The sequence below is a fragment of the Polynucleobacter sp. JS-JIR-II-50 genome (assembly GCF_018687895.1).
In the GTDB taxonomy this organism is placed as follows: domain Bacteria; phylum Pseudomonadota; class Gammaproteobacteria; order Burkholderiales; family Burkholderiaceae; genus Polynucleobacter.
Map to the genome: position 1 here is coordinate 1,564,300 of NZ_CP061307.1, position 26,150 is coordinate 1,590,449.

Sequence of the window (26,150 nt, forward strand, 5' to 3'; positions counted from 1 at the left end):
CCAGCAACTAATAGGTCACCCGTTGCCAACCGCTTGGGCAGGCCTGTGTCTGCGGATAGTACAGTCCATTTTCAGGGCAATAGGCAGCAGCTTGTGGTTGTGGGGGATAAACATATTGCGGAGTGTAATAAACACGTGGAGGCCTGTAGTACGCATTAGCAACAGCAACTCCGGCCACCGCGCCAACCGCAAAAGGCGCCCAACCGCCACGCCATCCGCCATAGCCACCATACCAACCCCTACCACCATGAGCGCTGGCTGATGTGGCCACCCCCGCAAGCATGACTCCTGTAAGCAGGCATATTAGTAACTTCTTCATATTGACCCCCATTTATAAAGGCATTAAGCCCTTTCTTACATAACGGATCAGCTTTAAGGTGGGTTGACGCTACCAAATTAAATACTTTCGCAAGGATTGATAGTCAGGTATTAAGGGAGCTTTTTCTTCCTACAAGCATCAGAGCAGTATTTGACTGATTCCCAATTTTTGGCCCAGGATTTTCTCCAAGTCATTTCTTTTTTGCAGACAACACAGACCTTACTTGGGAGAGTGCTTTTGTTTCCCTTAAACGTTGTCTTCATTGGTATTTTATAGCGTGTCGAGCTGATTCAGAATCTTTTGGGCATGCAGCACAATTTCTTTTTGATCTTCATCACTAATTCTTTTGAGATTGGCCGTCATTAACTTAGTTCGCGGACTTGCTTCAAATTGAGCGCGATGCTTGATCAAGAAGTTCCAATACAAAGTTGTGACGGGGCATGCCTCTTCCCCATAACGTATCTCAGGCTTGTATTTACATGAGCCACAATAATTGCTCATGCGTTTGATGTATGCGCCACTGGCGATATAAGGCTTACTAGTAAACCGCCCGCCATTGGCAAATAAGGCCATCCCAGCCGTATTAGGCAACTCAACCCACTCAATCGCGTCTACGTAAATCGCCAGATACCAATCACACACTTCTTGAGGCAGAATTTCAGCTAGAAGTGCAAAGTTTCCAGTCACCATTAAACGCTGAATATGGTGTGCATAACCATATTGCAACGTTTGGCCAATGGCATCTTTCATACAGGCCATCTGGGTCTGCCCATTCCAATACCATTTGGGTAATGGGCGCTGATGTTGATAGTAGTTATCTTGTGCCATCTTTGGCATATCAAGGTAATACATGCCCCGGACAAATTCACGCCAGCCTAATATTTGCCGAATGAAGCCCTCGATTGTTGATAGATCCAAAGCATACTTTTTCCATGCAATGATGACCGCATCAATCACCTCGCGAGGATTCAGTAGCTTTAGGTTTAATGCGCTCGACAAAATTGAATGCCATCCAAAAGGGGTATCAGCCCACATAGCATCTTGATACACGCCAAAATTTCTGAGGCGGTATTCGACAAAATACTCAAGAGCTTGGAGAGCTTGGTTCCTGGTAACGGGCCAGTTAAATAACTCCAGAGATCCAGGATGATCTGGGTAAGTTTTTGCAACGAATGCTAATACTTCTTTGGTAATCGCATCCACTTCAAACGCCGCAGGAGCATCGATGATGCCAGGCCCCTTTTTCGAATAGGGCTTGCGATTATCTTGATCGAAGTTCCACTGACCACCCTCGGGGTTGCCATCAGCATCCATCAACACATGGTGCTTCTTACGCATTAGGCGGTAAAAGTACTCCAGCCTGAGCTCTTTTTTGCCTGCAGTCCACTCCACAAACTCTTGGCGCGAGCAATAGAAATGCTCATCCTCAAGCATTACCAGCTCAATATTGAGCTCTTTTGCCAATGCCTCAATCGCCTGCTTGAGACGCCATTCACCAGGTTCGATGCAAACTAAATGGTTTATCTTCTTTTGCAGAATATGCTCTTTGAGAACCTCGGCAATAGGCAGAGGCGAGCCTTGAATGTAGGTCAGCGGATATTCCAGCTTTTTTAACCCTACTGCAAAGTGACGCATTGCTGAGAGAAATAAAGCAATTTTGGCTTTGTGCGACCAAACATACTGAGCCTCATTAGCCGATTCAATCATGATGATTTCATCTGCTTGAGGATCAAAGCCTCGTAATGCCGCGCTCTGCAAATCGAGCTGATCCCCCAGAATCAGAACTAGGCGCTTAGGCTCCGTGGTTTGCTGCTTGGCTTGCTGCTTGATTTGCTGCTTCATTTATTTTTGTATTGAGTGGGGCAATAGGCTCGAGTCACATCCTCACTGCGTAAAGCACTATGTTTTGTGACTCGTCCAGTTACCCGCTTGCGCCAAAGCTCAAAGGAGCTGCGCTTCAGCTCTTTACGCATAATGGCTATCACCTGGGGCTCCCCTAGGCCGAAGATCTTCTCAATCGCATCAAATGGCGTGCGATCCTCCCAGGCCATTTCAATGAGGCGAGATAAATCGGGTTCTGCGAGGGTCTTGGGGACTAGTTTTGGCACTCTGCAAGTTTAAGACTTATTCAATAAACTAGCTTGAGCCCATGATTGGAAAAATTCGTCAAAAACTGATTTCTCAAGAAATTCCGGCCATACAAAAGCCGGCGGCAATCATTTGCCCTATCTGCGAGCGAGCCATCCCAGATTCACAGAAGGATGCCCACCACCTTATCCCCAAATCTAAGGGTGGGAAGAGGACTGAATACCTTCACCGCATTTGCCACAAGCAAATACACGCCTTATTTACTGAATCTGAATTAGCCCGGCAATACCATCATGCCCAGATCCTGAGAGAACATCCAGAAATGAAGAAATTTATTCAATGGGTAGAAGGTAAGCCGGACGCCTTCTATGAAAAAACACGCAAAAGTAGTCGAATCAGACCTACTTAAAATGAAATAAAAAAATAGAACTCTATATTTGTAAAATAGGTCATTGCCATCTTTAACCCTCATATCATTTTTGACTGAGGTGACCTCGGAAATGGTTTTGGTGATTTCTACAGCCTTATTAGTTTGTTCGATGCCCGTCACAAAACCACTAAGCTGCACTTCGCCTTTAAAGCCCTGGACGGCAATCTCCCAAGACTTCAGGGTTGAATCATTAAAAATGGCCGTTTTGACCTTTGCCGTAAGGATGCTGTTGTCGACACACTGCCCCTCACTCCCCTTAGCATCTGAAGCAGTACAAGAAGTCAAAGAAATTAAAACTAAAGCAAAAAAATAGCACTGCTATTTTTTGTAATAGGTTCATAAAATTCCTTCAATAATTGTTTTATTGGCCAAGTAAATCATCCATCGAGTGCTCAGGCACAAACTCAAGCTAAATAAAATAATGCCGCTTTCATGTTCGCTAGCAGACAGACTTCGCACTTCAATTCTTTTTAAATCATAGCTAGCTGACCATATACATGAACGATAACCCCATCAGATTAGAATTTTCTATTGGTCTCAACTACGAGATTGACCAGCCAGGAAGTGATTTCATCTTCAGCATTCAGGCGTGTCAAACCAATCATCAGCTGATCATTAGCGAATATCTCAATGTGAATCAAGATATTCCATTGGGAAGTTATACCGATCCGAGTAGTCACAATAAATTGCTTCGCCTTAAAGGGCTTCCCGGAATCTTAAAGTTGGAATATGGTGGAGCGGTTGATCTCAACCACTATCTAGCACCACCTTCCCAAATATATGAAATGTCCATAAATAGTTTGCCCGGGGAGGTATTGATCTATTTATATCCAAGTAGATACTGCCAATCTGATTTCATGAAAGATATCGCTGTAAAGATATTCGGCAATATGGCTCAAGGCTATAGTCGCGTTCAAGCAATCAAGGATTGGGTTACTAATCACGTTCGCTTTTGTAATAACACCTCTACAGAGCACACTACTGCGGTAGACACTTATTTAAGTAAAGCGGGTGTGTGTCGTGACTTTGCCCACCTGATGATTGCCTTATGCAGAGCACTCAACATCCCCGCGAGATTTGTTACTGGCATTGACTATGGCTCAGACCCCATTCTTGGCCCCACAGATTTTCATGCGTATGTAGAGGCATATCTTGGCGGTCATTGGTTTATTTTTGATCCCTCTGGAATTGCAATACCCATGGGATTTGTAAGACTCAGTACCGGTAGAGATGCGGCTGATACTGCCATTGCTACTATATTTGGCTCTGTGCGAGGGTCAACACCCATAGTCTCAATCAAAGCTATTCCGAATGCACAAGGAGATCTAATGATTCCCCAGCATGTAACAAATGCCGTATCTACCGGTGATTAATCTGCTAAACATAGCGTCTGAAAACTGAAGTAATGCACCACTCAAGTGCAAATAATCGCTTATTTATGCGTGACTTACTTGGGAAGGTGGCTTTTAAAGGCTTTTAGGATTCCGCTCATCAGACCCCTCTTTGGTGCATAGGATTTGAAGTTGTGCAAAGCCAAATGTCGTTCTAATTATTAAAACTTAAGATATGGCATGCGTATAAAAATTACAAAGAGCTTGGTATTACCGGCCCAAATACTCGAGACTGAAAGCATCCCTGAGGCCCTGTTCCCTGAGGGAGATTATCTTGCCAACCTTACCCCTGATGGGAAGATTGAGGTGATCAATACACGAAAAATAAAAGCCCTTTTTTCCTTCTCGCAATTTAGAGAAAGAATTTCGCTAGGTGAATTTATTGTGATGGAGGCTTAATCTCAGATTTCAGTGGGCTAAATCCAGGCTCACTATTACAGCCGTCATTGCGGCAACAGATTCAAAAGCTTTTGAATTAACACCACTGGTATCAATATCCTCCCAGTTGAACTCTAAGGAGAAGTGGGCAGACTCGACGATAAGCTCATAACTAGTAGACGCCTTATTGCCCTCAACCCCCTTGGGCTCATCACTCACAGGAACGCGTAAGGACTCGATAGCAGCAATTAATGTACTCACCTCATTACCCGTTAACTCTCTGGTACGCAGCACATCATCTGTACGCTTAATAGAAATCTTGGAGACCTCATCAATCGTCACCTCGTATTGATTAAGCCCCAAATCTTCCCAAACAGTTAATTCCAGAGCAATCGGATATGTTTTCATCAATCTACCTCGTCAACATGGGGTTCGTCAAAATGCGTCTTGTGATGCCTAAGCTTAACCGCCAGCTGAGTCCATTTACTTTGATGGATTCGGTAGTCGCAATGTTCAGCGTGATTCTCTAGCAAGCCAAAAATGATGGTAGTTGGAATTTTGCAATGAAGGCAGCGATAAGCATGTTGATGCTCTTCAATCTTCTCTTGGGGGTAGTCGATATAAAACGGTTTCATTTGAGCCCCTTTTTTTAATAACTAGATCAAGTTAATGAAACTATCTTACACCTGAGCTTTATTAAAGTGGAATTCATTTGAAGACATTTAACTACCCCTCAAGCTCACCTTCCCATTTAGAGATAACGGCCGTTGCCAAGCCATTACCCAATACATTAGTTGCTGAACGCGCCATATCCAAGAAGTGATCTACCCCAAGGATCAATAGGACACCTGCCTCTGGCAGGTTAAATTGGGATAGGGTTGCGGCAATGACCACCAAGGAGGCTCGCGGCACACCTGCTATCCCCTTTGAAGTGATCATTAACACCAGTAACATCAAGAGCTGCTGGCTGAGCTCCATCTCAATGCCGTAGACCTGCGCAATAAAGATCGCAGCAAATGTGCAATACATCATTGAGCCATCTAAGTTAAATGAATATCCCACCGGCAAAACGAAAGAAGCAATTTTATTTTTACAGCCAAAGCGCTCCACTCTTTCTAAGGTCATTGGATAAGCCGCCTCTGAACTCGCAGTCGTAAATGCAAGTAAGGCAGGTTCACGCAACATCTTCACTAAAGTCCAAGTACGATTTTTTAATACCAAGGAGCTAATCAGAATGATGACGATCCATAAGGTGAAAATAGCAGCATAAAAGCTGAGCATGAATTTTCCGTAGGTCATCAATATGCTGACGCCATTTTCAGCAATAACGGAAGAAACTGCCGAGAAGACTGCGATAGGAGCCATCTTCATCACTGCAGTCGTAATCTTGAGCATGATGTGGGAGAGCATATCCAGATTACGAATGAACTCATCCGCTCTTGACCCCATGCCTGCTGCGCCAACCCCAAAGAAAACAGCAAAAACCACAATCTGTAAGATCTCGTTTTTAGCCATCACATCAAAGATGCTGACCGGGAAAATATGCCTTACAAAATCTGGAAAATTAAGGCTCGCTTTATTTAATCCAGTATTGGCTGCGATCTCTGGCAGGGTTAATTCCACGCCAATACCTGGCTGCAAAATATTGACCATGACCAAGCCAAGTAATAAAGAAACCAGCGACATAGAAATAAACCAAGAGAAGGTTTTTAAACCCACTCTACCGATAGTCGAGGCATCACCCATTTTGGCTATACCAACAACCAATGTGGCAAATACCAAAGGAGCAATGATCATTTTGATCAATCGCAAAAAGACATCCGTCAAGATTGAAATGTAAAGGACGTACTGATCGGGGAAAGAAGTTCCTGCACCGTATAAGTTGACAAGATAGCCAACCAAGACACCCAAGACCATCGCCCCTAGAATAAAGTGAGTTAGCTTTTTAGAGTTCATGGATGGCCTAATGAATGAGGAGAACAGTAAGATTCTACCCATCTTTAGACCCCTCAGGGTATCAACTTAGAATGAAGAAACCCGTATCCGTCGATAATCATCAACTAAACATACTTTAGAGAAAATAAATATGCTCCCTTGTATTGAATTGGAAACCAGCCCGAATCCTACGGCCGCCGTTATCTGGTTGCACGGCCTTGGAGCAGACGGCAATGATTTTGTACCCATCATTCCTGAGTTAAAACTATCTGGATGCCCTGGCACTCGCTTTGTATTTCCTAGCGCCCCAAGCATGCCCGTCACCGTTAATGGTGGCTACGTTATGCCAGCCTGGTATGACATCATTGGCAGAAACCTGATGGATCAGGAAGATGCTGCAGGCATTCAAAAATCGGCAGCAGCGATTGTTCAGCTAATAGAAAAAGAGGCTGAGCGCGGGATTGCCTATGACAAGATTGTTTTGGCTGGTTTTTCGCAAGGATGCGCAATGGCCCTGCATATCGGCCTACGTTTTCCACACAAGCTTGCTGGCATCATTGCCCTATCAGGCTACCTACCCTTAGCAATGAGTGCCAATATTGAAAAGCATACTGCTAATGCCAAGACGCCGATCTTTATGGCACATGGCACTTATGATCCAGTGGTGACTCTTGATCGCGCCCAAGCATCGCATGCCTTACTAGAACAAATGGGCTATCCAGTAGATTGGAATGAATACCCCATGGAACACTCCGTTAATCATGAAGAGCTCATGGATATCTCGCGCTTCTTACAAGAAGTATTGGCGACTAAATAAGCCCATCCGAAATTAACTTGATGCTGGCAATCAGTAAAAAGAATCTTACTGTTCGGTAATACCATTTCATTGAGATTCTTTTGGCAAGATAAAAGCCAAAGTAGACCCCGACAGGCACACAAGGTAACAAGATGATAGAAGTTGCAAGCTGCTGGAAATTCAGCAGGTTCAAATAGGCATAAGGCCCGAGCTTGCCAAAATTCATGGCCGTAAAATAGACTCCTAAGGTCGAGGTATAAACCATTGGTAAGAGCTTTTCTCTCAGCATATACACCGTAATCGGTGGCCCACCAATATGCGCAACAAAGGAAGTAAATCCAGACGTCAAGCCCATAGCCCGCCCAAGCCAGGGATAGGACTTTGTCTCCTTCGCCTCTATGCGAGACATAGCAAGATTCTGAATCAAAAAGAGGAGGGTAAAAATACCGATTGAAAGCGTTAATACCTGAGGGGTAATTGCAGTAAAGAAAATCATTCCCAATAAAAGACCTACTATGGCTGGCGGAATAACAATCTTAAGAATATTCCAGTTCGCATTCTGAATGTATCGACGCAAACCCACTAAATCAATCACAATTAAGAGCGGCAACATAATTGCTAAAGCTTCATTAATTGGAGATTGGCTAGCCATCAAAGGTAGTGAGAGAGTGCCAAGCCCAGCACCAAAACCGCTTTTTGATATACCCAGAATGATGACGCTAATGACCGCACAAACAAAAAAAGCAAGTGAATGTGCGTGAAAAGATTGCACCAAGGGGGTAAAGAGTAAATCAAGCATCCAGCGATCTTACCAAGCTATGAATAAGTAGGCAGCGGCTACAGCCATAAAACCTGTCGCCAGCCATCCCAGAATCCTCATACTCAAAGAGGCGACATGAGCCCCCATCACAGACTGTTTTGATGACAAAACCATAATGGCCACCATGAGTGGTACAGCGACAATCCCATTAATCACCGCACTCCAAAACAAGGCCTTCATTGGACTAATGGGTGAGTATTGAATCGCTAGAGCAATCAAGACGCTCAAGGCAATGATGGCGTAAAACTTGCTTGCTTGGGTAGCGCTATCTTCCAGACTAGAGCGCCAGCCAAATACTTCTGACAAAGCATAGGCAGCCGAACCAGCAAGAACGGGCACACCCATCAGCCCGACGCCCAAGATCCCCAGCGCAAAAAGTAGAAAAGTAAATTCTCCGGCAAGAGGTCTCAATGCTGATGCTGCTTGAGCAGCAGTATTGATATCGCGTATGCCTGCAGCATGAAGCGTTACTGCTGTAGCGAGAATAATGCAGTACGCAGCCACATTGGAGTACAGCATGCCACTCCATGTATCCCAATGAATTCTTCTAAGCTCTGCAGTAACTATCTCAGGATTGTTTTGTTCGAGCAGGCTTGGTTGCCCACGCAAGTTCATGTCCTCCACTTCCTGGGAGGATTGCCAAAAAAATAAATAGGGGCTGATAGTAGTGCCAAAGATACCAACCACTACTGCAGCCGAATCTGCACTCCAGGTCAGCTGAGGGAAGAAGGTACTCCAGATCACATCACCCCAAGGAATATGCACCGTAAAAAGGACAGCACCATATGCCAGTAGGGAAAGTGATAACCACTTCAAAAAGAAAACATAGTGGCGATAAGGAATCAGTATCTGCAAAACCAAAGTCAACAATACAAAGATACCGGTCATGATGTGCCAATTAACACCCGTAACTAACTGTGCCACCTCACCCATCGCAGCAATATCTGCAGCGATATTGAGAACATTGGCAATCAACAGCAGCAAAACTAGAGTAACCAATACAACCGGCGGAAAAGCCAACTTCATATTGGCGGATAAACCACGGCCAGTCACCCTACCGATACGAGCACATAAGACTTGAATTGTCGACATCAAAGGATATGCAAATGGCATTGTCCAAAGCATATTCAAACCAAACTGCGCGCCCGCTTGAGAGTAAGTGACGATCCCACTAGGATCATCATCAGCAACACCTGTAACCATACCCGGACCCACTCGGGATAAAGGATGCTGCTTAATGCGGACCCAGATTTCCGAGAGATTCATATGGGTTGCGGTGAAAAGATCATCCTTTGAGTGTAGTCTGTAATAGATAGCTCGGGAGGATCCGCCCAAAAGAAAAGGGCTCATACAGAGCCCTTATGCTGATTGCTCTCACTCTCAAAGTTTCTTGCTGAAACTATATTGAGCAAATGCTTGCTCAGCCACATTAAACCACTGCGCTTCCATGTTTCTAAATGCACGATAGTCCTCAAAAATCTTTTTAAATTGCGGATTCTTGGCAGACTCCTCCGCATACGTCTCTTGACTTGCTTTAAAGCATGCCTCCAAAATGGAAGTGTTGAACTTACGAAGTACGGCACCGTTTTGCAGGAGGCGTTGCAATGCAGGTGGATTAAGCGCATCGTACTTTGCGCACATATCGGTATGCGCTTCGAAACAAGCTGCCTCCCATGCTGCTTGATAGGCAGGCGGCAAAGAATCCCACTGCTTTTTATTGACCAAGAAAGAAAGTCCGGCGGCACCCTCCCAGAAGGCGGGGTAGTAGTAATTCTTAGCTACCTTTGCTAGACCCAACTTTTCGTCGTCATAGGGCCCAACAAATTCAGCAGCATCAATCGTGCCTTTTTCTAAAGCGGAATAAATCTCGCCGGCGGGGAGCTGTTGTGGCACCACGCCGAGTTTTGCGAGTACCTGCCCTGCAAATCCAGCGATACGGAATTTCAGGCCCTTGAGGTCTTCTGGTGATTTAATTTCTTTTCGAAACCAGCCACCCATTTGCGTACCAGTTTGACCGCCTAAGAAATTCACAATGTTGTAACTGGCATAGAGTTCACGCATTAACTTCATGCCATTACCATGAAGCATCCAAGCAGATTGTTGGCGAGCGGTTAGGCCAAATGGTGCAGCAGTATCAAAGATAAAGGCGCTGTTTTTACCAAGATAGTAATAACTCGCAGTGTGCCCACACTCTACGGTGCCGTTTTGTACAGCATCCAATACCTGAAGCGCTGGAACTACTTCACCAGCTGCAAATACCTTGACGTTAAATTTTCCGTCAGTAGCCTTACGCAAAGCGTTAGAGAATACCTCAGGAGTACCAAATAAAGTATCTAATGATTTAGGGAAGCTTGAAACCAGACGCCAATTTAGAGTTGGTAAACTTTGTGCAAGCGATGGCGCCGCTAAGGCCGCAGCTCCGGCACCAATAGTGGCTTTCTTTAAAAATGAACGTCTTTGCATTTCCGTCACCCCTTTAAAAAATAATAAATTTTTTATATTGAGACTATTTTTAGAGTCTGTATTGATTGTCTTGCTTTATTTTCCACCAACTGTCATTGAGCCCAGCAAAATAGATCCCGTTTCTTTGGTGCCACGAATAAGAGCATCACTACCAATTAACTGAATATCCATCAGCATGTCGCGTAAATTACCGGCAATGGTGATCCCTTCAACAGGATATTGAATAACTCCATTCTCAACCCAGTAGCCAAATGCGCCTCGTGAATAATCACCTGTCACATAATTAACACCCTGGCCCATTAATTCCGTGACTAATAAACCTGTACCCATTTCTTTTAATAGTGCAGGTAAGCCACCCTTAGGCGTTTTCTTGCTTTGTAAAGTCAGGTGATGCGATCCGCCAGCATTTCCAGTGGTTTTCATACCCAACTTGCGCGCAGAATAAGTCGATAAAAAATAACCTTCGAGTATTCCTTTATTCACCACTGTTCTGGCAGAAGTTTTAACACCCTCTTCATCAAATGGCGCACTACCAGTCATTGACTTCAGATGCGGATCTTCAAACAAGCTGATGTGCTTAGGTAACACTTGCTTGCCCAAGCTATCAAGCAGAAAGCTGGAGCGGCGATACAAAGCGCCACCTGAAACAGCTTGCACTAGGCCGCCCAATAAACCTGCAGCGAGGGGCGCTTCAAAGATCACTGGGCAACGTCGAGTAGTTAAAGATCTAGCCTTAAGACGCGACAAGGCTCGCTGAGCTGCATATGTTCCGATCGCAGCAGGATCGGCCAATTCCTCAGGAATGCGAGAGCTGGAGTACCAATCGTCACGTTGCATGTGAGCCTTCTTGCCACCTTCGCTAGCGATAGGCGCACAAGAAATATAGTGACGAGAAAAAGGATAGCCGCCCATAAATCCATGTGACGTGCCCATCATGAAATGCGCATGGTGTGCGGATACTGATGCACCATCACTATTATGAATTTGTTTGCTCACTGAAAATGCCGCGCCCTCAGCACTACGTGCGATTTCTACAGCAGCAGCTGCATCAATATTCCATGGATGAAACAAATCTAAATCCAGCGGATTTTTTTCTAAGAGCTCAGCCTCAGCCGGACCTGCACATAGATCCTCTGCCGTGTGTTGTGCGATGTGATAGGCAGCATCTACCGTTGCCTTTAATGATGCTTTAGAGAAATCGCTAGTGCTGGCGTTACCGCGGTGATGACCCAAAAATACGGTGACCCCCACTTGCTTATCCAGGCTTTGCTCGATAGTCTCGACCTCACCCTTACGAACAGTAACGGAGAGGCCCTGACCCTCTGAAACCTCCGCTACGGCATCTGAGGCACCCCTTCTTTTGGCCTCTTTAAGCATGAAATCGATGATTTCTTGAAACTGGTTGGATGTGTATGTAAACATACCCTAATAATAGCTAGAATAGAAACATGAAGCATACAGAAGCCCTAAAACGAAACAGCCCTAACGAGGTCAAAATTGGCCTGATTTCCATCTCAGATCGCGCCAGTAAAGGCGTCTATCAGGATGAAGGCATTCCCGCCCTGCAAACCTGGCTTCTGAAGGCCATTAGCAATCCCTGTGTTTTTCATGAACGCCTCATTGCCGATGAATCTGAAGCCATTACCGAGTCAATCGTTGAGCTAGTAGACGAACTAGGCTGCGATCTAGTCCTCACTACAGGTGGCACTGGCCCCTCCAGGAGGGATGTCACCCCTGAGGCTACTCGTGAAGCCGGCACTCGAGAGATGCCTGGTTTTGGCGAGCAAATGCGTCAAATTAGCTTAAGTTTTGTGCCAACTGCCATCCTATCTAGACAGACAGCCGTCCTCAGAGAAATTGATGGTCATGCCGCACTGGTCATTAACCTGCCCGGACAACCTAAGGCAATTGCAGAAACGCTTGAAGGCCTGAAAGACGAGAACGGCAAGTCCATTGTTCCCGGCATCTTTGCTGCAGTGCCTTACTGCATTGATTTAATTGGCGGCCCCTATATCGAGACTAACGAAACTGTCATTAAAGTCTTTAGACCAAAAAGTGCTCTTAAGAAAACTGGGGCTTGATTCGCTCTAACCATCAATAAAAAGGTCCGCATTGCGGACCTTTTCTTTTGTCACCCCCATCAAGGCATCCGCCAAATCACTGAGGTAAAGGCACAATAAACTTCTCGCGGTAATACTTCAGCTCTTCGATAGACTCTTCTATGTCCGCCAATGCTGTGTGAGCCTGATTCTTAGTAAAACCCTTCACCAACTCTGGATGCCAACGCTTGCAAAGTTCTTTCAAAGTAGATACATCAATATTTCGATAATGAAAGTAAGCCTCTAACTTCGGCATGTACTTCGCCATAAAGCGTCTATCTTGGCCAATCGTATTGCCGCACATTGGAGCAATGCCAGCCTTAATGTATTTTTTCAAGAAGGCAATGCATTCTGCCTCCACTGTTGCCTCATCTAGAGTGGATGCCTTCACTTTGTCGATCAAACCAGAGCGCCCATGTGTGCCTTTATTCCAGGCATCCATAGCATCCAAAACGGCATCATCCTGATGCACCACCCAGACCGGTGCAGTGGCAATAGTATTGAGGTGGGCATCTGTCACGATGATGGCAATTTCCAGAATCCGTTCGGTTTCCGGGTTTAGGCCTGACATCTCCATATCCACCCAAATAAGGTGTTCATTCGCTGGTGCTGTCTTGGTTGCCGCTATGACTGCTGCTGTGGCCGTAGTGTTAGTTTGCTCGCTCATATCTATAATGATCTCATGACATTCACAATTGTTTTTCTAATTGCCTTTATTGCTAGCTTTGGCTTACGCCATTGGCTCTCCCAACGTCAAATTCGCTATGTGGCACAGCATCGCAATGCCGTCCCCGCAGATTTCGCTGAAAAAGTGACTTTAGCTGAACATCAAAAAGCAGCTGACTACACCATCGCTAAATTGCGTCTTGGCATTTTAGAGAATGGAGTCAGCGCCATCATTTTAATTGGCTTCACCTTATTGGGTGGCCTACAGATCCTGAACATGGCATTACTGCAATTTTTAGGTGAGGGTATTGTTCAACAAATTGCCCTGCTAGTTTCCGTCGTGATCATTTCCGGCCTGATTGATATGCCTTTCTCCTGGTACAAGCAGTTCCATTTAGAGGAACGCTTTGGTTTTAACCGCATGAGTAAAAGACTATTCTTCACAGATATGATTAAAGGAATGGCAGTAGGCGGCGCCATTGGTATTCCATTGCTCTGGGTCATCCTGACCTTGATGTCTAAGGCCGGTGATTTATGGTGGCTTTGGGCATGGGCAGTGTTGACAGCATTTAGCTTGCTCATGCAGTGGATCTTCCCCACCTTTATTGCACCCCTCTTCAATAAGTTTCAAGCCTTAGAGGATGGGCCTTTAAAAACACAGATTGAAGCACTGCTAAAACGTTGCGACTTTGCGAGCCAGGGCCTGTTTGTGATGGATGGCAGTAAACGCAGCGCTCACGGCAATGCATTCTTTGCCGGTATGGGTAAAGCTAAGCGCATTGTATTTTTTGACACCTTGATTGAGAAACTTAATCCAGGCGAAGTCGAGGCGGTGCTCGCCCATGAGCTTGGTCATTTCAAGTGCAAACATATTCGCAAACGTCTCTTGGTCTCGTTCGCCCTCAGCTTTGCGATGTTTGCTCTCTTGGGCTGGATCAGCACTAGAGCCTGGTTCTATACAGACTTAGGCGTGATGCCTAACCTCAATGGTTATAACGGTGGCCTTGCATTGGCACTCTTTATGCTGGTCTCTCCAGTCTTTAGTTTTTTCTTTACACCACTTTCTAGCTTAGCCTCACGCAAGCACGAGTACGAAGCGGATGGATTTGCCGCCGAGAAATCTTCCGCAAAAGATTTAATCGCTGCGCTAGTCAAGCTATATCAAGATAATGCCTCGACCCTCACGCCCGATCCGATCTATACAGCTTTCTATAGCTCGCATCCACCTGCGCCCTTGCGCATTGCTAACTTACAGCGGTTTAGCTCATAACGATGGAGCAATTTCATGCGCTACTCATTGCCTCCTACGGAAGGCATTATTTAGCGCAGCGTTTAATTGCAGATGCTGCTGGCCAAGAATCACCCGATGGCCCATTAATACAAGTCAGCACACCAGCTAAGCAACATATCGGCGCTGTGGGTGACCGCATGTTGCTTGAGATGACTTCGGCTGATCAAGCCCGCATTATTCAAATTGAGCCCCGAGAAAATCTCCTCTATCGCTCGGATGCATTCAAGAGCAAGTTGATTGCATCGAATGTGGATCAAATCTTAGTAGTACTAGCTACTCAACCCGCTTTCTCACCAGACCTATTGGGAAGAGCGGTAGTAGCTGCTGAAGCCAATCAAATTGGCCTACATATTTTGCTCAACAAGTGTGACCTTAAAGACAATCTTGAGCACGCTCGCAAAATCATTGCGCCCTATGCTCGCATGGGATATCAAGTCAGCGAAGTTTCCGCCAAGTTTGACCCAGCCTCAATCGATTCCTTGCAGTCCGCCCTAAAGGGGAAAGTCTCCGTCTTTGTAGGCCAATCAGGAATGGGTAAGTCCAGCCTATTAAATGCCTGGATACCGAATGCTGCCGCACTGACCCAAGAATATTCTGTACGCTTAGATACCGGCAAACACACCACTACCGCATGCCGTTATTTTGAACTACCTGAGGCTTGGGGCAGAGATGAGACAGGTAGGCTTGGTGCCCTCATTGATTCACCGGGCTTTCAGGAGTTTGGTTTGGCGCACATGTCTGTTAGCGAATTGCAGCACGCCTTTAGGGAATTTAAAGACTTGCTAGGTAAGTGTCGCTTTCATAACTGCGCGCATTTGACTGAGCCAGATTGCGCAGTACGTGAAGCAGTAGACAGAAATGAAATAGCGCCAGAAAGACTGGCGCTATTTAGACAGCTGCACTCAGATTCAAAAACGGCTGATGTACAAATTCAGGGAATTAGCCAAGCCAAAGAGCGATGGTCAGCATTAGCAACAAAGCCATCCAAGCGATAACTAAGCGCCATACCAATCCTACGGCAGAGCGCATCGTACGCTCAGTAGGCTCAAGACCTACTTCATAAATAACCGGCTCACCGGCTTCAGCCATACGCAAAGCTTCATCACTATCAGGCTCACTCATTGGTTCACCAAGACGCACACCCAATGCACCGCTGCCTGCTGCCAAAATTACTGCAGACAAAGAGTCTGACCACTTTTGCGTGAGATAGCGCCAGCCATATACAGCGCCTTCGAAGTTACCAACAATGGCAAAGCCCATCGCGGTAATACGCGCAGGAACCCAATCCAATACGTAGAAGAAATGACGGGCAGATTCGCCGAGGTTAAAGTCACCACGCTCTGACCAACGTTGAGAGGCAATATCAGCTAAGCGGTAGAGCACAACACCAGCCGGGCCCATTGGCATCATGAACCAGAACAACACACCAAACACATGGTGGTGTGAACCAATGATGGCGCGTTCTAGTGCCAAAGAAATCACTTCCGTCTCGGAAAGATTGGAGGTATCTAATTCTGGGCCATACCACTCACCTAAGGCAGTACGAGCAGCAGGCAAGTCATGCGCTTCAATTGCTTCATGCACCGCAGTAAAAGAATGACTGAACTGACGAAAGCCAAAAAACAAATAAGCAATGACGATGTTCCAAAGAAAACCTAAGATTGGATAAGTCACCATACAAGTGACGTACACAATGAAGACTAAAAAAGTTGGCAGTATGAAGGCTACCAAGCAAGCCATACGAGCGCCTATTGGGCTTGCACCGCCTTCAGTCTTACCACCGAACTCAGCAGCGACCCAATCTAACCAGCGGGCACATACACGCGCAATCCAATGACTTGAAGTGACTGGGCGGTATTGCTCAGCAATAAGGGCGAAGAGAATAGAAAAGAAAGTCATACTTTTAATAAATGATAAAGGTTACGCAACATTCCCGCAGTGGCACCCCAAATAAAGCGGTTCTCATAAGGCATTGAATAAAAACGTCGTCCACCCTGCTCACTTTGCCACAATCTGACCTGATGATTGGCGGGATCCAACAAAAAACTTAGCGGCACTTCAAATACATCAGCCACTTCAAACTCATCTAAGACATATTCTGCCTGAGCCTGGACTAATCCTACTACTGGCGTAACGCTATAGCCAGAAACCGTTAAATACTGTGGTAAATGACCAATAATCTCCACTCGCCCAGGATCTAAGCCGATTTCTTCTTTACTCTCACGCAAGGCGGTGTCATTAGGACTTTGATCCTCGGGATCCATACGACCCCCTGGAAAACTAATTTGGCCCGCATGATCGCGCAAATGATTGGTTCTTTGCGTCAGCAATACTGACAAGCCATCCTCTTTCAATAGAAGTGGAATCAGCACTGCTGCTTTGGTGACTTTTCCCACGGCTTGGCGCTTAGCAATAATGTCAGCCGCAATCACATGACGGTTTTCATCGGTAATCTCTGGCTCCCATTGAGGGGGTGAGCTCAGTCTAGCCCTTAAACCAGCGGGCTCCAAAAATTCTGCTGCTACCTTTTTTTCGGTCGAGCACACTGCATGAATCGGGATAGCTTGTGCATCAAATCCTGGAGGCGCAGCAACATTGATTGCATTATCTTCAGGTGTTGAGGTCTTGGGCATATTCATATTCTAAGGCAACAAAAAAGGCGACCGAGGCCGCCTTTTTAAATCAAGCCAGCATGAATTATGCGGCTGGAGTTGCTACTGCTACTTTACGTGCAGGAAGCTTCTCTTTAATACGTGCAGACTTACCTGAACGATCGCGCAAGTAGTACAACTTGGCACGACGTACATCACCGCGACGCTTCACTTCAATGCTAGCGATCAATGGTGAGTAAGTTTGGAATGTACGCTCTACACCTTCGCCAGATGAAATCTTACGAACGATAAAGCTAGAATTGAGTCCGCGATTGCGTTTTGCAATCACAACACCTTCAAATGCCTGAGTACGCTTACGCGCACCTTCAACAACGTTCACGCCAACAACAACTGTATCGCCAGGAGCAAAGCTTGGCAAAACCTTGTTAGCACTTAAGCGAGCAATTTCTTCTTGCTCAATTTTTTCAATTAAATTCATTTTTAATCCTTAAACATCGTATTAGCGTTTAATCCCGAGATATAAATCAACGGACCTAATAGAGGATGCAGTTAAAACAATTTCACTAAACCAAAAACTAAACCACCTATTCACTACTGCACACTACTAAAAGTATTTACAGAGAGCGAAGAAATTGTTCATCTTCTCGGGTTAGCAACCCTTTGGCTCTGGCCGATTCAATTAAGTCCGGCCTTAACCTGAACGTCAGCTCTAAAGACTTCTGCCGACGCCAATCCGCTATTTTAGCGTGATGTCCGCCCAAAAGCACGTCTGGGACAGATAAATTTTCATATATTTCGGGGCGGGTGTAGTGCGGATAGTCCAAAAGACCGTTCATAAAGCTATCCTGGGTGGCAGATTCGCCATCTCCAAGCGCTCCTGGAATCAATCTAATCACCGCATCCATCATTGCCATAGCCGGGATTTCGCCCCCAGAAAGCACAAAATCACCGATGGAAAGCTGTAAATCGACGTTTCGGTCGACAAAACGCTGGTCAATGGCCTCATATCGACCACAAATAAAGCTTAAATTGCCGTAATTCAGGATATCTGCAGCTATCTTCTGAGAAAAACGCTCGCCCTGGGGTGCCAATAAGCAAATTGGGCCTGATTTGATGTTTGCCGCCTGATGGGCTGCCTTAATTCCAGCGACTGTATCTTCTAAGGGCTTGGCCATCATCACCATGCCAGGTCCACCGCCATAAGCACGGTCGTCCACGGTTTTACGAGGATCAGCGCAAAAGTTACGAGGATTCCAAAGATGAACGCTGGCTAATGATTGTTCACATGCGCGACCAGTAATGCCCCACTGCGTTAATGCAGAGAACATTTCAGGAAACAAGGTGACTACATCAAAGCGCATATCGGTAATTAATTTTGAAATGGATCTTTGCGTTCTTATTGCCAGTCAGACTGCCAATCAAGAGTAATCGTTTTATTTGGCAAGTCGACGTTTTGCACTACTTCTTTTACAAACGGCACCAAATACACAATCGTTTTAGTTTCTGGATTACCAATCGCGATAACACCATGTGCGCCATTCTCGGTGACATCAATCACTTCACCAAGTGCTTCGCCTTGCAAATTCACGGCATTGCAACCGATCAGATCAACCCAGTAATAGGAATCACTATCCGCCTTTGGAAAGGCATCGCGCGCCACCAAGATACGAGAGCCTTTTAATGCAAGCGCCTGATCACGATCAGTTACCCCATCGAGAGTAAGCACCACATTACCGCTATGCATCTTGGCGCTTTTCACTTTGTATTGCGTCAAAGAGGCTTGCTCTAGTGACGCAGAAACGCCCGCATCCCTACGAGGGATCAGAGACAGCCAAATGGATTTAGAAGAAAGAAGTGCTACAGGCTCTGATGAGTGGGGTCTTACCTTCACTTGGCCTTGCAAACCTTGCGCCTCAGATATGGCACCAAGTTCAATCAAATCATTCAGGGAAGGCGTACTCATTTGTAATACACCTTATTTTCCCAAAATAGAACTACTAGAAATTCTGCCGCTAAAAACCTCATCACATCGATGAAGTTTTTAGCAATCGAATATTAAACAGCTGGATTGTTTTTGATCAAACGAACTACTGTTGGGGAAACCTGCGCGCCAACACCAGTCCAGTAAGTCAAACGGTCTTGAGCAATACGCATTGCTTGCTCAGTTGCCGCTGCTTGTGGATTGAAGTAACCAATACGCTCGATGAAATTCGAGTCACGACGGTTGCGTTTATCAGTAGCAACAATGCTGTAAAAAGGGCGCTTCTTAGAACCGCCGCGTGCCAGTCGAATGACGACCATACTTATTCCTTAAAATCTAAAATGAAAACAGGTTGATTACAACCCAATGAAATTTCTACAAAAAACTTTGGGCTCCAGCTCACCAAATAAAGTTATGGTGGAGCGGAAAACCTCATATTCTAGACGAAAACCCCTACTTCTTCCACCTATTTAAGCATCTAAGACAGTAGAATAGAATGTGCACTTAGATAAAAAATATATTAAAAACAATAACTTAGGTAAATATGGTCCTTAAATTCAGACTTTTAGACTTCCTCAGAAAGCCTTCAAAAGGGTTCTTTCTGACGCTTTCTTGCCTAAGTCTTGGACTTTTAAGCGGCTGCGCAAGCGTCATCCCTCCATGTGGAGCAAAAATAAGCCCGCCAAGCAGCGAACTTAAAAATACCAAATGGGAGCTGACCCGCTGGAACTTACCCCCCAATAGCAATGGAGAGGTGCGCACCCGCCAAATTCCGCAAGGCGATGCCAGCAACCCGATTCAAATCATTTTTGATGCTAGCGGACAACGGCTGAGCGGCTCGACAGGATGCAATCGGTTTACTGCAACCCTTGATGAAGACGCCCGCGGTTTTTCTCTTAAGCAAATCGCCAGCACCAAGATGGCTTGCAACCCTCAGCGTATGGAATTGGAAAATGATTTCCTCTACGAGTTAAATGACTATCGCAGCATTGTGCGTAATGGTGATCAATTACTCATGATCGGCACTGATCGTGAAGTACTCAGTTTTATTCAAAAGCCAAACAACAATAAATAAGCACTCAATTATTCACTAGCAATATCACTGAAAGATTCATGAAAAAATCCAAACTTCTTTTTTGCGCACTCGGATTACTCCTTCCCGGCAGCGGTCTCAATTGTTTTTATTTGCAAGGGATTAAATCTTTTTGGGCATGGGTTCAGTTATTTGCCCTAATAGGTGGCGCAGCAGGCTGGGTCATTCTGAAAGATGCTCGCTTTCATTCTGCGCCAGGATGGGTGCTCGTTACTTTTGGTTTTATGGCTATTGAAGCAAGCTGGTTAACAACTATTGCCTTTGGTCTTCGCTTGGATGAGAAGTGGGATGCCCAATTTAATCCCGGCATTGAAGAACACCGACGCAGCCGCTCTGGCTGGCTCGAGATACTGACAGTGATTTTCTCTTTGGTATTGGGTGCCGGTGTGATGATGACTTTTTTGGCCATTTCTTTTGAGCAATTTTTTATTTCTCAAATTCATGAAGCCAAAAAGCTATCCCAATAATTGCGGATAGCTTTCATTTTGCAAGAGCCGCTCTTAAGAGCGGTTTTTTTATCCTCTTTTACAGCTCCTTAGAACTGCTCAACTTCTAAAGCATTGGTGGAATAGCCACTTTCAACAATCGAAGTTGCTAGAGCTTGTGCTTGAGGCATGAGATTCTCAGCAAAGAAACGGGCTGTAGCAATCTTTGCATCATAGAATTTTGGATCGCCATCACGTAGACGCTCGGAAGCTAACAGCGCTCTCGCCATTTGCCAACCGCCCAATACCAAGCCAGATAAGCGCAAGTAAGCAAAGCTACCTGCATAGACCGCTTTGATGTCCGTCTTTGCATTCGTAACGATGTAGGCAACGGCCTGCTCGAAGGCGGCGCGCGCTAAGGTGAGTTGCTTGAGTACCGCTTTAGCATCAGCGCTTCCACTGGCAGCCAAATCATTTTCAGTAGCAGTAATTCTTTGTGAAAGCTCTTTGGCAATCGCCCCACCATCACGTACTGTTTTTCTACCGACTAAGTCATTCGCCTGAATTGCAGTGGTGCCCTCGTAAATCGTCAAGATGCGGGCATCACGGTAATACTGCGCTGCGCCAGTTTCTTCGATAAAGCCCATGCCACCATGCACTTGAACTCCCAGGCTAGCGACTTCAATCGACATTTCTGTTGAGAAGCCTTTAACGATTGGGACTAAGAATTCATAGATAGCTTGATTGGCTTTGCGTACGGATTCATCAGGAGCAGCATGTTGTGCGTCATAAGCAGAAGCGGCGCAGTAAGCCAATGCACGCGAAGCTTCTGTGTACGCACGCATTGTCATGAGCATCCGCTTTACATCCGGCTGATGAATGATTGCTACCGGGCCTGGTGAACCTGCTAGGTCACGGCTCTGTACTCGATCTTTTGCATATTGAACTGCCTTTTGGTAGGCACGCTCCGCCACCGCTACACCCTGCATACCTACTGCAAAGCGAGCTGCATTCATCATCACGAACATATATTCAAGACCGCGATTTTCCTCGCCAACCAAGTAGCCGATCGCACCACCATGATCACCAAACTGTAGAACCGCTGTTGGACTCGCTTTAATACCTAACTTGTGCTCAATCGAAACGCAATGAACATCATTACGCTCACCTAATGAACCATCTTTGTTCACCATAAACTTCGGCACTACAAATAATGAGATACCCTTTACACCCTCTGGTGCATCAGGCGTTCTTGCTAGCACCAAATGGATAATATTCTTAGCCATATCGTGCTCACCATAGGTGATATAAATTTTGGTTCCAAAAATCCTGTAAGTACCGTCACCCTCTGGAACAGCGCGTGAGCGAACCATCGCAAGATCAGAGCCAGCTTGCGGCTCAGTCAAATTCATTGTTCCAGTCCACTCACCAGAAATCATCTTCGGAACATATTGCTCCTGAAGTTCAGGGCTAGCAGCAGTTAAGAGAGCTTCAATAGCACCATCAGTAAGTAATGGGCAGAGTGCAAAAGAAAGATTGGCTGCATTCACCATCTCTAGGCAAGCAGTAGAGATCAATTTTGGTAAGCCTTGGCCGCCAAACTCTGCCGGATGAATGACACCCTGCCATCCTGCGGCGGCATATTGCTCAAAAGCTTGTTTGAAGCCCGGGGTAGTTTTCACTACACCATCTTTTAAGGCGCTTGGGTTTTGGTCCCCAGCCCAATTGAGGGGTGCAACAACGTCTTGATTAAATTTAGCAGATTCTTCCAAAATAGCCGGCGCAAGATCAACATCAGCGCCAACCTCAGCATAAGAAGGATAGGCAACAACATCCGATAGCCCAGCTAGTTCATTCATGACAAACAACATATCTTTCACTGGGGCTACGTATGACATTACCACTCCTCTTTATTCGGTTTGATTCTCAATTCATCAACTAAGTGAATCAACCAAGCGCTTTGGTTAACTCAGGTACTGCAGTATTCAAGTCGGCTACCAGACCATAATCAGCAACACCAAAGATTGGTGCTTCTGGGTCTTTGTTGATTGCGACGATCACTTTGGAATCTTTCATACCAGCTAAATGCTGAATGGCACCAGAGATACCAACGGCGATATAGAGCTGTGGAGCGACAATCTTGCCTGTCTGACCCACTTGATAGTCATTAGGAACGTAACCCGCATCAACAGCTGCGCGAGATGCGCCCAAAGCAGCACCGAGCTTGTCAGCCAAAGGTGCAATGAGCTCCTGATACTTTTCACCGGAACCCAAACCGCGACCACCAGAAACAATAATCTTGGCGGCGGTTAACTCTGGACGATCCGATTTGGTCAGCTCACGACCAACAAAGAATGATGAAGCCTTACTATCAGCAGCAGCAGCTTTTTCTACAGCAGCCGAACCACCAGTAGCGGCAACTGGATCAAAACCAGTAGTACGCACAGTAATCACTTTAATTGGGTCAGTGGATTGCACGGTTGCAATCGCATTACCCGCATAAATTGGACGCTCAAAAGTATCCGCAGAGATGACTTTGGTAATGTCAGACAACTGAGCTACATCTAACTTAGCAGCAACGCGTGGCAAAACATTCTTTCCATTAGCTGTTGCTGGGGCGAGAATATGGCTATAGCCATTCGCAATGGAGAGGATCTGCGCAGCCAAAGGTTCAGCCAATTGATCAGCCAAATTAGCGGCATCAATTTGAATCACTTTGCGTACACCAGCAATTTGAGCTGCGGCAGCTGCGGCAGCATCAGAACCACTACCAGCAACGAGCACATCCACTTCAGGAGAGCACTGCAAAGCAGCTGCTACAGCGTTAAGCGTTGCAACTTTTAAAGATTGATTGTCGTGTTCAGCAATAACAAGTGCAGCCATTTAGATCACCTTCGCTTCATTTTTGAGTTTTTCTACAAGGGCTGCCACATCAGCAACCATCACACCAGCAGAGCGCTTTGGCGGCTCTTCAACTTTAAGTGTTTTCAGGCGTGGAGCAATATCGACACCCAATTCTTCAGGCTTGACGATATCAATTGTTTTCTTCTTGGCCTTCATAATGTTCGGCAAAGTGACATAGCGTGGTTCATTCAAACGCAGGTCAGTGGTAATCACTGCTGGCAAAGATAGTGCAATAGTTTCTAAACCACCATCAACTTCGCGGGTCACAGTGGCCTTGCCATCTGCAACCACAACCTTAGATGCAAATGTAGCCTGTGGAATATCTAGAAGACTTGCCAACATCTGACCAGTTTGGTTGCTATCATCATCAATCGCTTGTTTACCAAGGATGATAATTTGCGCTTGCTCTTTATCAGAGAGTGCCTTGAGAATCTTTGCCACTGCTAAAGGCTGTAGATCTGCTTCCGTCTCCACCAAGATTGCACGATCAGCGCCAATAGCTAATGCAGTACGGAGCGTTTCTTGACACTGGGTTGCACCAGCACTAACCACTACCACCTCAGTTGCTACACCCGCCTCTTTTAAGCGCACCGCCTCCTCTACTGCGATTTCATCAAAGGGATTCATACTCATTTTGACGTTCGCTAAATCAACACCAGAGTTATCTGATTTCACCCGAATTTTGACGTTGTAATCAACAACGCGTTTTACAGCTACTAAGATTTTCATTTGGAATTCTCAATAATGGTTAACGATCTATTTTATCCGCCCTTAAGGTCTCACTCTAGACATCAATAGCAGTGGCAGATCCAGCCTGCTTACGCAACTCAAACTTCTGAATCTTGCCAGTGGAGGTCTTTGGCAGCTCACAGAACACAATCGCCCTAGGAACCTTAAAGCCTGCCAAATGCTGCTTACAGTGGGCAATAATCTCCTCGGCAGTCACTTCTGAGCCAGGTTTAATTTCTAAGAAGGCGCAAGGCGTTTCGCCCCACTTAGGATCGGGCTTAGCAACCACCGCAGCGGCGTTAATAGCCGGGTGTCGATAGAGAACATCCTCAACCTCTACAGAGGAAATATTTTCCCCTCCAGAAATAATGATGTCTTTGCTACGATCCTTCATCTTGACGTAGCCATCTGGATTCATCACCGCTAAATCACCCGAGTGAAACCAGCCGCCCTCAAATGCCTCTTGGGTAGCTTTTTCGTTCTTCAGATATCCCTTCATGGCGATATTGCCCTTGAACATAATTTCACCCATGGTTTCACCATCTGCTGGAACTGCCTGCATGGTTTCTGGATCAAGGACAGCTATCGCTTGTTGCATGTGATAGCGCACACCTTGACGCGCATTCAAACGAGCACGCTCGCCGATATCGACATCATCCCACTCATCCTGTTTAACGCACACAGCTGCCGGTCCATAGGTTTCAGTCAACCCATAGACATGAGTTAAATCAAATCCTAACTTTTCCATACCCTCAATAATGGATGCAGGTGGTGCGGCGCCCGCGATCAAGCCTTTGACGCCTGTAGGCACTCCCACCTTCAGCTCATCCGGCGCATTGACCAACAAGTTATGCACGATAGGTGCCGCACAATAGTGGGTAACGCCATGCTCTTTAATGGCCGAAAAAATATGTTGTGCATCAACCCGACGTAAGCAAACATTGACACCAGCACGAGCAGCGATTGTCCATGGGAAGCACCAACCATTGCAATGAAACATTGGCAAAGTCCAGAGATAGATGGGATGCTTATTGATATCCCAGTCCAGCACGTTAGAAACGGCATTAATTGCAGCACCGCGGTGGTGATATACCACGCCCTTAGGATTGCCAGTAGTGCCAGACGTGTAGTTCAAGCAAATCGCTTGCCACTCATCTGCAGGAACCTGCCATGCAAAGTTAGGATCCCCTTCGGAGAGTAATTTCTCATAAGTAAGCGTTCCCAACTTTTCGCCCGGCACATCAAATTCTTTTTCTTCGACATCGATTACCAAAATGTCACGACCAGAGTCTTTCTTAGCAATCTCAAGCGCTTTTTTCATCATCCCCGAAAACTCAGGATCAACAATGACTACCTTGGCTTCACCATGATTCAGCATAAAGGCCACAGTCTCTGCATCCAAACGAGTATTCAGAGCATTCAAAACCGCGCCCGCCATTGGAATACCAAAGTGAGCCTCTACCATTGGAGGGGTGTTAGGCAACATCACTGCCACCGTATCACCCAAGCCAATGCCGTGTTTTTGTAAAGCGCTAGCTAAGCGACGGCAACGCTCATATGTTTGACTCCAGGTCTGACGCAACTTCCCATGAATAACAGCAGTTTTATTGGGATAAATTTCTGCTGAGCGCTCTAAAAATAAGAGCGGAGTAATTGGGGTGTGATTAGCTTGATTGCGATCCAAACCTTGTTCATAAATATTTGCCATCTTCAGCTTTCTATTTCTGTTT

Annotated in this window: 31 protein-coding genes; 8 read left to right on the plus strand and 23 right to left on the minus strand. The window is 45.9% G+C overall.

Annotation, left to right across the window (positions count from 1 at the left end; translation table 11 throughout):
- Window positions 1–7 precede the first annotated feature (7 nt).
- The 5 genes from FD963_RS07720 to FD963_RS07740 form a co-directional block, all read right to left on the minus strand.
- Window positions 8–319: a hypothetical protein gene (locus tag FD963_RS07720; RefSeq protein ID WP_215361661.1), complete on the minus strand. Its 312-nt coding sequence runs from the start codon at window positions 317–319 to the stop codon at window positions 8–10.
- A gap of 110 nt (window positions 320–429) precedes the next feature.
- The gene (locus FD963_RS07725; protein WP_215361663.1) at window positions 430–582 is read right to left on the minus strand and encodes a DUF2256 domain-containing protein; all 153 of its coding nucleotides are present in this window, start codon (window positions 580–582) and stop codon (window positions 430–432) included.
- A 7-nt stretch (window positions 583–589) separates the two neighbouring features.
- Window positions 590–2,161 (minus strand): cryptochrome/photolyase family protein, encoded by a 1,572-nt coding sequence (locus FD963_RS07730; RefSeq protein ID WP_215361665.1) that lies wholly within the window; start codon window positions 2,159–2,161, stop codon window positions 590–592.
- A complete protein-coding gene (locus FD963_RS07735; protein WP_215361667.1) occupies window positions 2,158–2,427 on the minus strand; it encodes a TIGR03643 family protein in 270 nt (89 codons plus the stop codon). Before FD963_RS07735 ends, FD963_RS07730 begins: the two co-directional genes overlap by 4 nt.
- A gap of 254 nt (window positions 2,428–2,681) precedes the next feature.
- Window positions 2,682–3,122, minus strand: coding sequence for a BON domain-containing protein (locus tag FD963_RS07740; protein WP_215361669.1), 441 nt, complete (start codon window positions 3,120–3,122; stop codon window positions 2,682–2,684).
- A gap of 212 nt (window positions 3,123–3,334) precedes the next feature.
- Here FD963_RS07740 and FD963_RS07745 point away from each other — a divergent pair, with 212 nt between their 5' ends.
- Together FD963_RS07745 and FD963_RS07750 are read left to right on the plus strand one after the other, a co-directional pair.
- Window positions 3,335–4,210: a transglutaminase family protein gene (locus FD963_RS07745; protein WP_215361671.1), complete on the plus strand. Its 876-nt coding sequence runs from the start codon at window positions 3,335–3,337 to the stop codon at window positions 4,208–4,210.
- Window positions 4,211–4,408: 198 nt separating this feature from the next.
- Window positions 4,409–4,627 (plus strand): hypothetical protein, encoded by a 219-nt coding sequence (locus FD963_RS07750; protein WP_072583635.1) that lies wholly within the window; start codon window positions 4,409–4,411, stop codon window positions 4,625–4,627.
- A 9-nt stretch (window positions 4,628–4,636) separates the two neighbouring features.
- Here the strand turns inward: FD963_RS07750 and FD963_RS07755 are convergent, their stop codons facing one another.
- From FD963_RS07755 to FD963_RS07765, 3 genes are all read right to left on the minus strand, one after another.
- Entirely contained in the window at window positions 4,637–5,014 is a 378-nt protein-coding gene (locus FD963_RS07755; RefSeq protein ID WP_215361673.1) for a hypothetical protein, read from the minus strand.
- Entirely contained in the window at window positions 5,014–5,241 is a 228-nt protein-coding gene (locus FD963_RS07760) for a hypothetical protein (protein WP_215361674.1), read from the minus strand. Before FD963_RS07760 ends, FD963_RS07755 begins: the two co-directional genes overlap by 1 nt.
- Window positions 5,242–5,332: 91 nt before the next feature.
- A complete protein-coding gene (locus tag FD963_RS07765) occupies window positions 5,333–6,562 on the minus strand; it encodes a dicarboxylate/amino acid:cation symporter (RefSeq protein ID WP_215361676.1) in 1,230 nt (409 codons plus the stop codon).
- 130 nt (window positions 6,563–6,692) lie between these two features.
- Between FD963_RS07765 and FD963_RS07770 the strand changes: the two genes are divergently transcribed.
- Window positions 6,693–7,358 (plus strand): alpha/beta hydrolase, encoded by a 666-nt coding sequence (locus FD963_RS07770; protein ID WP_215361677.1) that lies wholly within the window; start codon window positions 6,693–6,695, stop codon window positions 7,356–7,358.
- Here FD963_RS07770 and FD963_RS07775 read toward each other — a convergent pair.
- The 4 genes from FD963_RS07775 to pmbA form a co-directional block, all read right to left on the minus strand.
- On the minus strand, window positions 7,351–8,136 hold the full coding sequence (locus FD963_RS07775) for a sulfite exporter TauE/SafE family protein (protein WP_215361679.1): 786 nt from the start codon (window positions 8,134–8,136) through the stop codon (window positions 7,351–7,353). The two genes, FD963_RS07770 and FD963_RS07775, sit on opposite strands and share 8 nt — an antisense overlap.
- A gap of 9 nt (window positions 8,137–8,145) precedes the next feature.
- Window positions 8,146–9,423, minus strand: a complete 1,278-nt coding sequence (locus tag FD963_RS07780) for an NRAMP family divalent metal transporter (RefSeq protein WP_215361681.1) — start codon at window positions 9,421–9,423, stop codon at window positions 8,146–8,148.
- Between the two features lie 114 nt (window positions 9,424–9,537).
- Window positions 9,538–10,620: a TRAP transporter substrate-binding protein gene (locus FD963_RS07785; protein WP_215361683.1), complete on the minus strand. Its 1,083-nt coding sequence runs from the start codon at window positions 10,618–10,620 to the stop codon at window positions 9,538–9,540.
- 75 nt (window positions 10,621–10,695) lie between these two features.
- The gene (pmbA, locus tag FD963_RS07790; RefSeq protein WP_215361684.1) at window positions 10,696–12,042 is read right to left on the minus strand and encodes a metalloprotease PmbA; all 1,347 of its coding nucleotides are present in this window, start codon (window positions 12,040–12,042) and stop codon (window positions 10,696–10,698) included.
- Window positions 12,043–12,068: 26 nt separating this feature from the next.
- Between pmbA and mog the strand changes: the two genes are divergently transcribed.
- The gene (mog, locus tag FD963_RS07795; RefSeq protein ID WP_215361686.1) at window positions 12,069–12,701 is read left to right on the plus strand and encodes a molybdopterin adenylyltransferase; all 633 of its coding nucleotides are present in this window, start codon (window positions 12,069–12,071) and stop codon (window positions 12,699–12,701) included.
- Between the two features lie 76 nt (window positions 12,702–12,777).
- Here the strand turns inward: mog and orn are convergent, their stop codons facing one another.
- Window positions 12,778–13,386: an oligoribonuclease gene (gene orn / locus FD963_RS07800; protein ID WP_215361688.1), complete on the minus strand. Its 609-nt coding sequence runs from the start codon at window positions 13,384–13,386 to the stop codon at window positions 12,778–12,780.
- Between the two features lie 15 nt (window positions 13,387–13,401).
- Between orn and FD963_RS07805 the strand changes: the two genes are divergently transcribed.
- Both FD963_RS07805 and rsgA read left to right on the plus strand, forming a co-directional pair.
- Entirely contained in the window at window positions 13,402–14,655 is a 1,254-nt protein-coding gene (locus FD963_RS07805) for a M48 family metallopeptidase (RefSeq protein WP_215361689.1), read from the plus strand.
- 2 nt (window positions 14,656–14,657) lie between these two features.
- A complete protein-coding gene (gene rsgA, locus FD963_RS07810) occupies window positions 14,658–15,671 on the plus strand; it encodes a ribosome small subunit-dependent GTPase A (protein ID WP_215361691.1) in 1,014 nt (337 codons plus the stop codon).
- Here the strand turns inward: rsgA and FD963_RS07815 are convergent.
- From FD963_RS07815 to rpsP, 6 genes are all read right to left on the minus strand, one after another.
- A complete protein-coding gene (locus tag FD963_RS07815) occupies window positions 15,616–16,575 on the minus strand; it encodes a CobD/CbiB family protein (protein ID WP_215361693.1) in 960 nt (319 codons plus the stop codon). The two genes, rsgA and FD963_RS07815, sit on opposite strands and share 56 nt — an antisense overlap.
- Window positions 16,572–17,309: a CoA pyrophosphatase gene (locus tag FD963_RS07820; RefSeq protein ID WP_215361695.1), complete on the minus strand. Its 738-nt coding sequence runs from the start codon at window positions 17,307–17,309 to the stop codon at window positions 16,572–16,574. The genes FD963_RS07815 and FD963_RS07820 overlap by 4 nt, the downstream gene beginning before the upstream one ends.
- Before the next feature lie 64 nt (window positions 17,310–17,373).
- Window positions 17,374–17,766, minus strand: coding sequence for a 50S ribosomal protein L19 (gene rplS, locus FD963_RS07825; protein WP_072583649.1), 393 nt, complete (start codon window positions 17,764–17,766; stop codon window positions 17,374–17,376).
- Between the two features lie 136 nt (window positions 17,767–17,902).
- Window positions 17,903–18,649, minus strand: a complete 747-nt coding sequence (gene trmD, locus FD963_RS07830) for a tRNA (guanosine(37)-N1)-methyltransferase TrmD (RefSeq protein WP_215361697.1) — start codon at window positions 18,647–18,649, stop codon at window positions 17,903–17,905.
- A gap of 35 nt (window positions 18,650–18,684) precedes the next feature.
- On the minus strand, window positions 18,685–19,251 hold the full coding sequence (rimM, locus tag FD963_RS07835; RefSeq protein WP_215361699.1) for a ribosome maturation factor RimM: 567 nt from the start codon (window positions 19,249–19,251) through the stop codon (window positions 18,685–18,687).
- A gap of 92 nt (window positions 19,252–19,343) precedes the next feature.
- On the minus strand, window positions 19,344–19,589 hold the full coding sequence (gene rpsP, locus FD963_RS07840) for a 30S ribosomal protein S16 (RefSeq protein ID WP_072583652.1): 246 nt from the start codon (window positions 19,587–19,589) through the stop codon (window positions 19,344–19,346).
- 224 nt (window positions 19,590–19,813) lie between these two features.
- On the opposite strand from rpsP, the gene FD963_RS07845 reads away from it, so the two are divergent.
- On the plus strand, window positions 19,814–20,344 hold the full coding sequence (locus tag FD963_RS07845) for an META domain-containing protein (protein ID WP_215361700.1): 531 nt from the start codon (window positions 19,814–19,816) through the stop codon (window positions 20,342–20,344).
- Window positions 20,345–20,382: 38 nt separating this feature from the next.
- Window positions 20,383–20,829 (plus strand): hypothetical protein, encoded by a 447-nt coding sequence (locus FD963_RS07850; protein ID WP_215361703.1) that lies wholly within the window; start codon window positions 20,383–20,385, stop codon window positions 20,827–20,829.
- 68 nt (window positions 20,830–20,897) lie between these two features.
- On the opposite strand, the gene FD963_RS07855 is transcribed toward FD963_RS07850, so the two are convergent.
- From FD963_RS07855 to FD963_RS07870, 4 genes are read right to left on the minus strand one after another with little or no spacing between them, the layout of a single operon-like run.
- Window positions 20,898–22,685, minus strand: a complete 1,788-nt coding sequence (locus tag FD963_RS07855; protein ID WP_215361705.1) for an acyl-CoA dehydrogenase — start codon at window positions 22,683–22,685, stop codon at window positions 20,898–20,900.
- 49 nt (window positions 22,686–22,734) lie between these two features.
- A complete protein-coding gene (locus FD963_RS07860; protein ID WP_215361706.1) occupies window positions 22,735–23,670 on the minus strand; it encodes an electron transfer flavoprotein subunit alpha/FixB family protein in 936 nt (311 codons plus the stop codon).
- Entirely contained in the window at window positions 23,671–24,420 is a 750-nt protein-coding gene (locus tag FD963_RS07865) for an electron transfer flavoprotein subunit beta/FixA family protein (protein WP_215361708.1), read from the minus strand. It abuts the gene before it with no gap.
- 55 nt (window positions 24,421–24,475) lie between these two features.
- Complete coding sequence (locus tag FD963_RS07870; RefSeq protein ID WP_215361710.1) at window positions 24,476–26,128, minus strand: acyl-CoA synthetase; 1,653 nt, start codon at window positions 26,126–26,128, stop codon at window positions 24,476–24,478.
- Window positions 26,129–26,150: the final 22 nt, after the last annotated feature.

Excerpts from the sequence above, each read along its gene's own strand:
- FD963_RS07860 (WP_215361706.1), bottom strand. The coding sequence starts at position 23,670 with ATGGCTGCACTTGTTATTGCTGAACACGACAATCAATCTTTAAAAGTT.
- mog (WP_215361686.1), top strand. The coding sequence starts at position 12,069 with ATGAAGCATACAGAAGCCCTAAAACGAAACAGCCCTAACGAGGTCAAA.
- FD963_RS07760 (WP_215361674.1), bottom strand. The coding sequence starts at position 5,241 with ATGAAACCGTTTTATATCGACTACCCCCAAGAGAAGATTGAAGAGCAT.
- FD963_RS07850 (WP_215361703.1), top strand. The coding sequence starts at position 20,383 with ATGAAAAAATCCAAACTTCTTTTTTGCGCACTCGGATTACTCCTTCCC.
- FD963_RS07730 (WP_215361665.1), bottom strand. The coding sequence starts at position 2,161 with ATGAAGCAGCAAATCAAGCAGCAAGCCAAGCAGCAAACCACGGAGCCT.
- FD963_RS07865 (WP_215361708.1), bottom strand. The coding sequence starts at position 24,420 with ATGAAAATCTTAGTAGCTGTAAAACGCGTTGTTGATTACAACGTCAAA.
- FD963_RS07870 (WP_215361710.1), bottom strand. The coding sequence starts at position 26,128 with ATGGCAAATATTTATGAACAAGGTTTGGATCGCAATCAAGCTAATCAC.
- pmbA (WP_215361684.1), bottom strand. The coding sequence starts at position 12,042 with ATGTTTACATACACATCCAACCAGTTTCAAGAAATCATCGATTTCATG.
- FD963_RS07845 (WP_215361700.1), top strand. The coding sequence starts at position 19,814 with ATGGTCCTTAAATTCAGACTTTTAGACTTCCTCAGAAAGCCTTCAAAA.
- FD963_RS07855 (WP_215361705.1), bottom strand. The coding sequence starts at position 22,685 with ATGTCATACGTAGCCCCAGTGAAAGATATGTTGTTTGTCATGAATGAA.
- FD963_RS07780 (WP_215361681.1), bottom strand. The coding sequence starts at position 9,423 with ATGAATCTCTCGGAAATCTGGGTCCGCATTAAGCAGCATCCTTTATCC.
- FD963_RS07775 (WP_215361679.1), bottom strand. The coding sequence starts at position 8,136 with ATGCTTGATTTACTCTTTACCCCCTTGGTGCAATCTTTTCACGCACAT.
- FD963_RS07725 (WP_215361663.1), bottom strand. The coding sequence starts at position 582 with ATGAAGACAACGTTTAAGGGAAACAAAAGCACTCTCCCAAGTAAGGTC.
- rimM (WP_215361699.1), bottom strand. The coding sequence starts at position 19,251 with ATGAGTACGCCTTCCCTGAATGATTTGATTGAACTTGGTGCCATATCT.
- FD963_RS07820 (WP_215361695.1), bottom strand. The coding sequence starts at position 17,309 with ATGCCCAAGACCTCAACACCTGAAGATAATGCAATCAATGTTGCTGCG.
- FD963_RS07750 (WP_072583635.1), top strand. The coding sequence starts at position 4,409 with ATGCGTATAAAAATTACAAAGAGCTTGGTATTACCGGCCCAAATACTC.
- rplS (WP_072583649.1), bottom strand. The coding sequence starts at position 17,766 with ATGAATTTAATTGAAAAAATTGAGCAAGAAGAAATTGCTCGCTTAAGT.
- FD963_RS07720 (WP_215361661.1), bottom strand. The coding sequence starts at position 319 with ATGAAGAAGTTACTAATATGCCTGCTTACAGGAGTCATGCTTGCGGGG.
- FD963_RS07745 (WP_215361671.1), top strand. The coding sequence starts at position 3,335 with ATGAACGATAACCCCATCAGATTAGAATTTTCTATTGGTCTCAACTAC.
- FD963_RS07805 (WP_215361689.1), top strand. The coding sequence starts at position 13,402 with ATGACATTCACAATTGTTTTTCTAATTGCCTTTATTGCTAGCTTTGGC.
- FD963_RS07785 (WP_215361683.1), bottom strand. The coding sequence starts at position 10,620 with ATGCAAAGACGTTCATTTTTAAAGAAAGCCACTATTGGTGCCGGAGCT.
- trmD (WP_215361697.1), bottom strand. The coding sequence starts at position 18,649 with ATGCGCTTTGATGTAGTCACCTTGTTTCCTGAAATGTTCTCTGCATTA.
- FD963_RS07765 (WP_215361676.1), bottom strand. The coding sequence starts at position 6,562 with ATGAACTCTAAAAAGCTAACTCACTTTATTCTAGGGGCGATGGTCTTG.
- FD963_RS07755 (WP_215361673.1), bottom strand. The coding sequence starts at position 5,014 with ATGAAAACATATCCGATTGCTCTGGAATTAACTGTTTGGGAAGATTTG.
- rpsP (WP_072583652.1), bottom strand. The coding sequence starts at position 19,589 with ATGGTCGTCATTCGACTGGCACGCGGCGGTTCTAAGAAGCGCCCTTTT.
- orn (WP_215361688.1), bottom strand. The coding sequence starts at position 13,386 with ATGAGCGAGCAAACTAACACTACGGCCACAGCAGCAGTCATAGCGGCA.
- FD963_RS07770 (WP_215361677.1), top strand. The coding sequence starts at position 6,693 with ATGCTCCCTTGTATTGAATTGGAAACCAGCCCGAATCCTACGGCCGCC.
- rsgA (WP_215361691.1), top strand. The coding sequence starts at position 14,658 with ATGGAGCAATTTCATGCGCTACTCATTGCCTCCTACGGAAGGCATTAT.
- FD963_RS07815 (WP_215361693.1), bottom strand. The coding sequence starts at position 16,575 with ATGACTTTCTTTTCTATTCTCTTCGCCCTTATTGCTGAGCAATACCGC.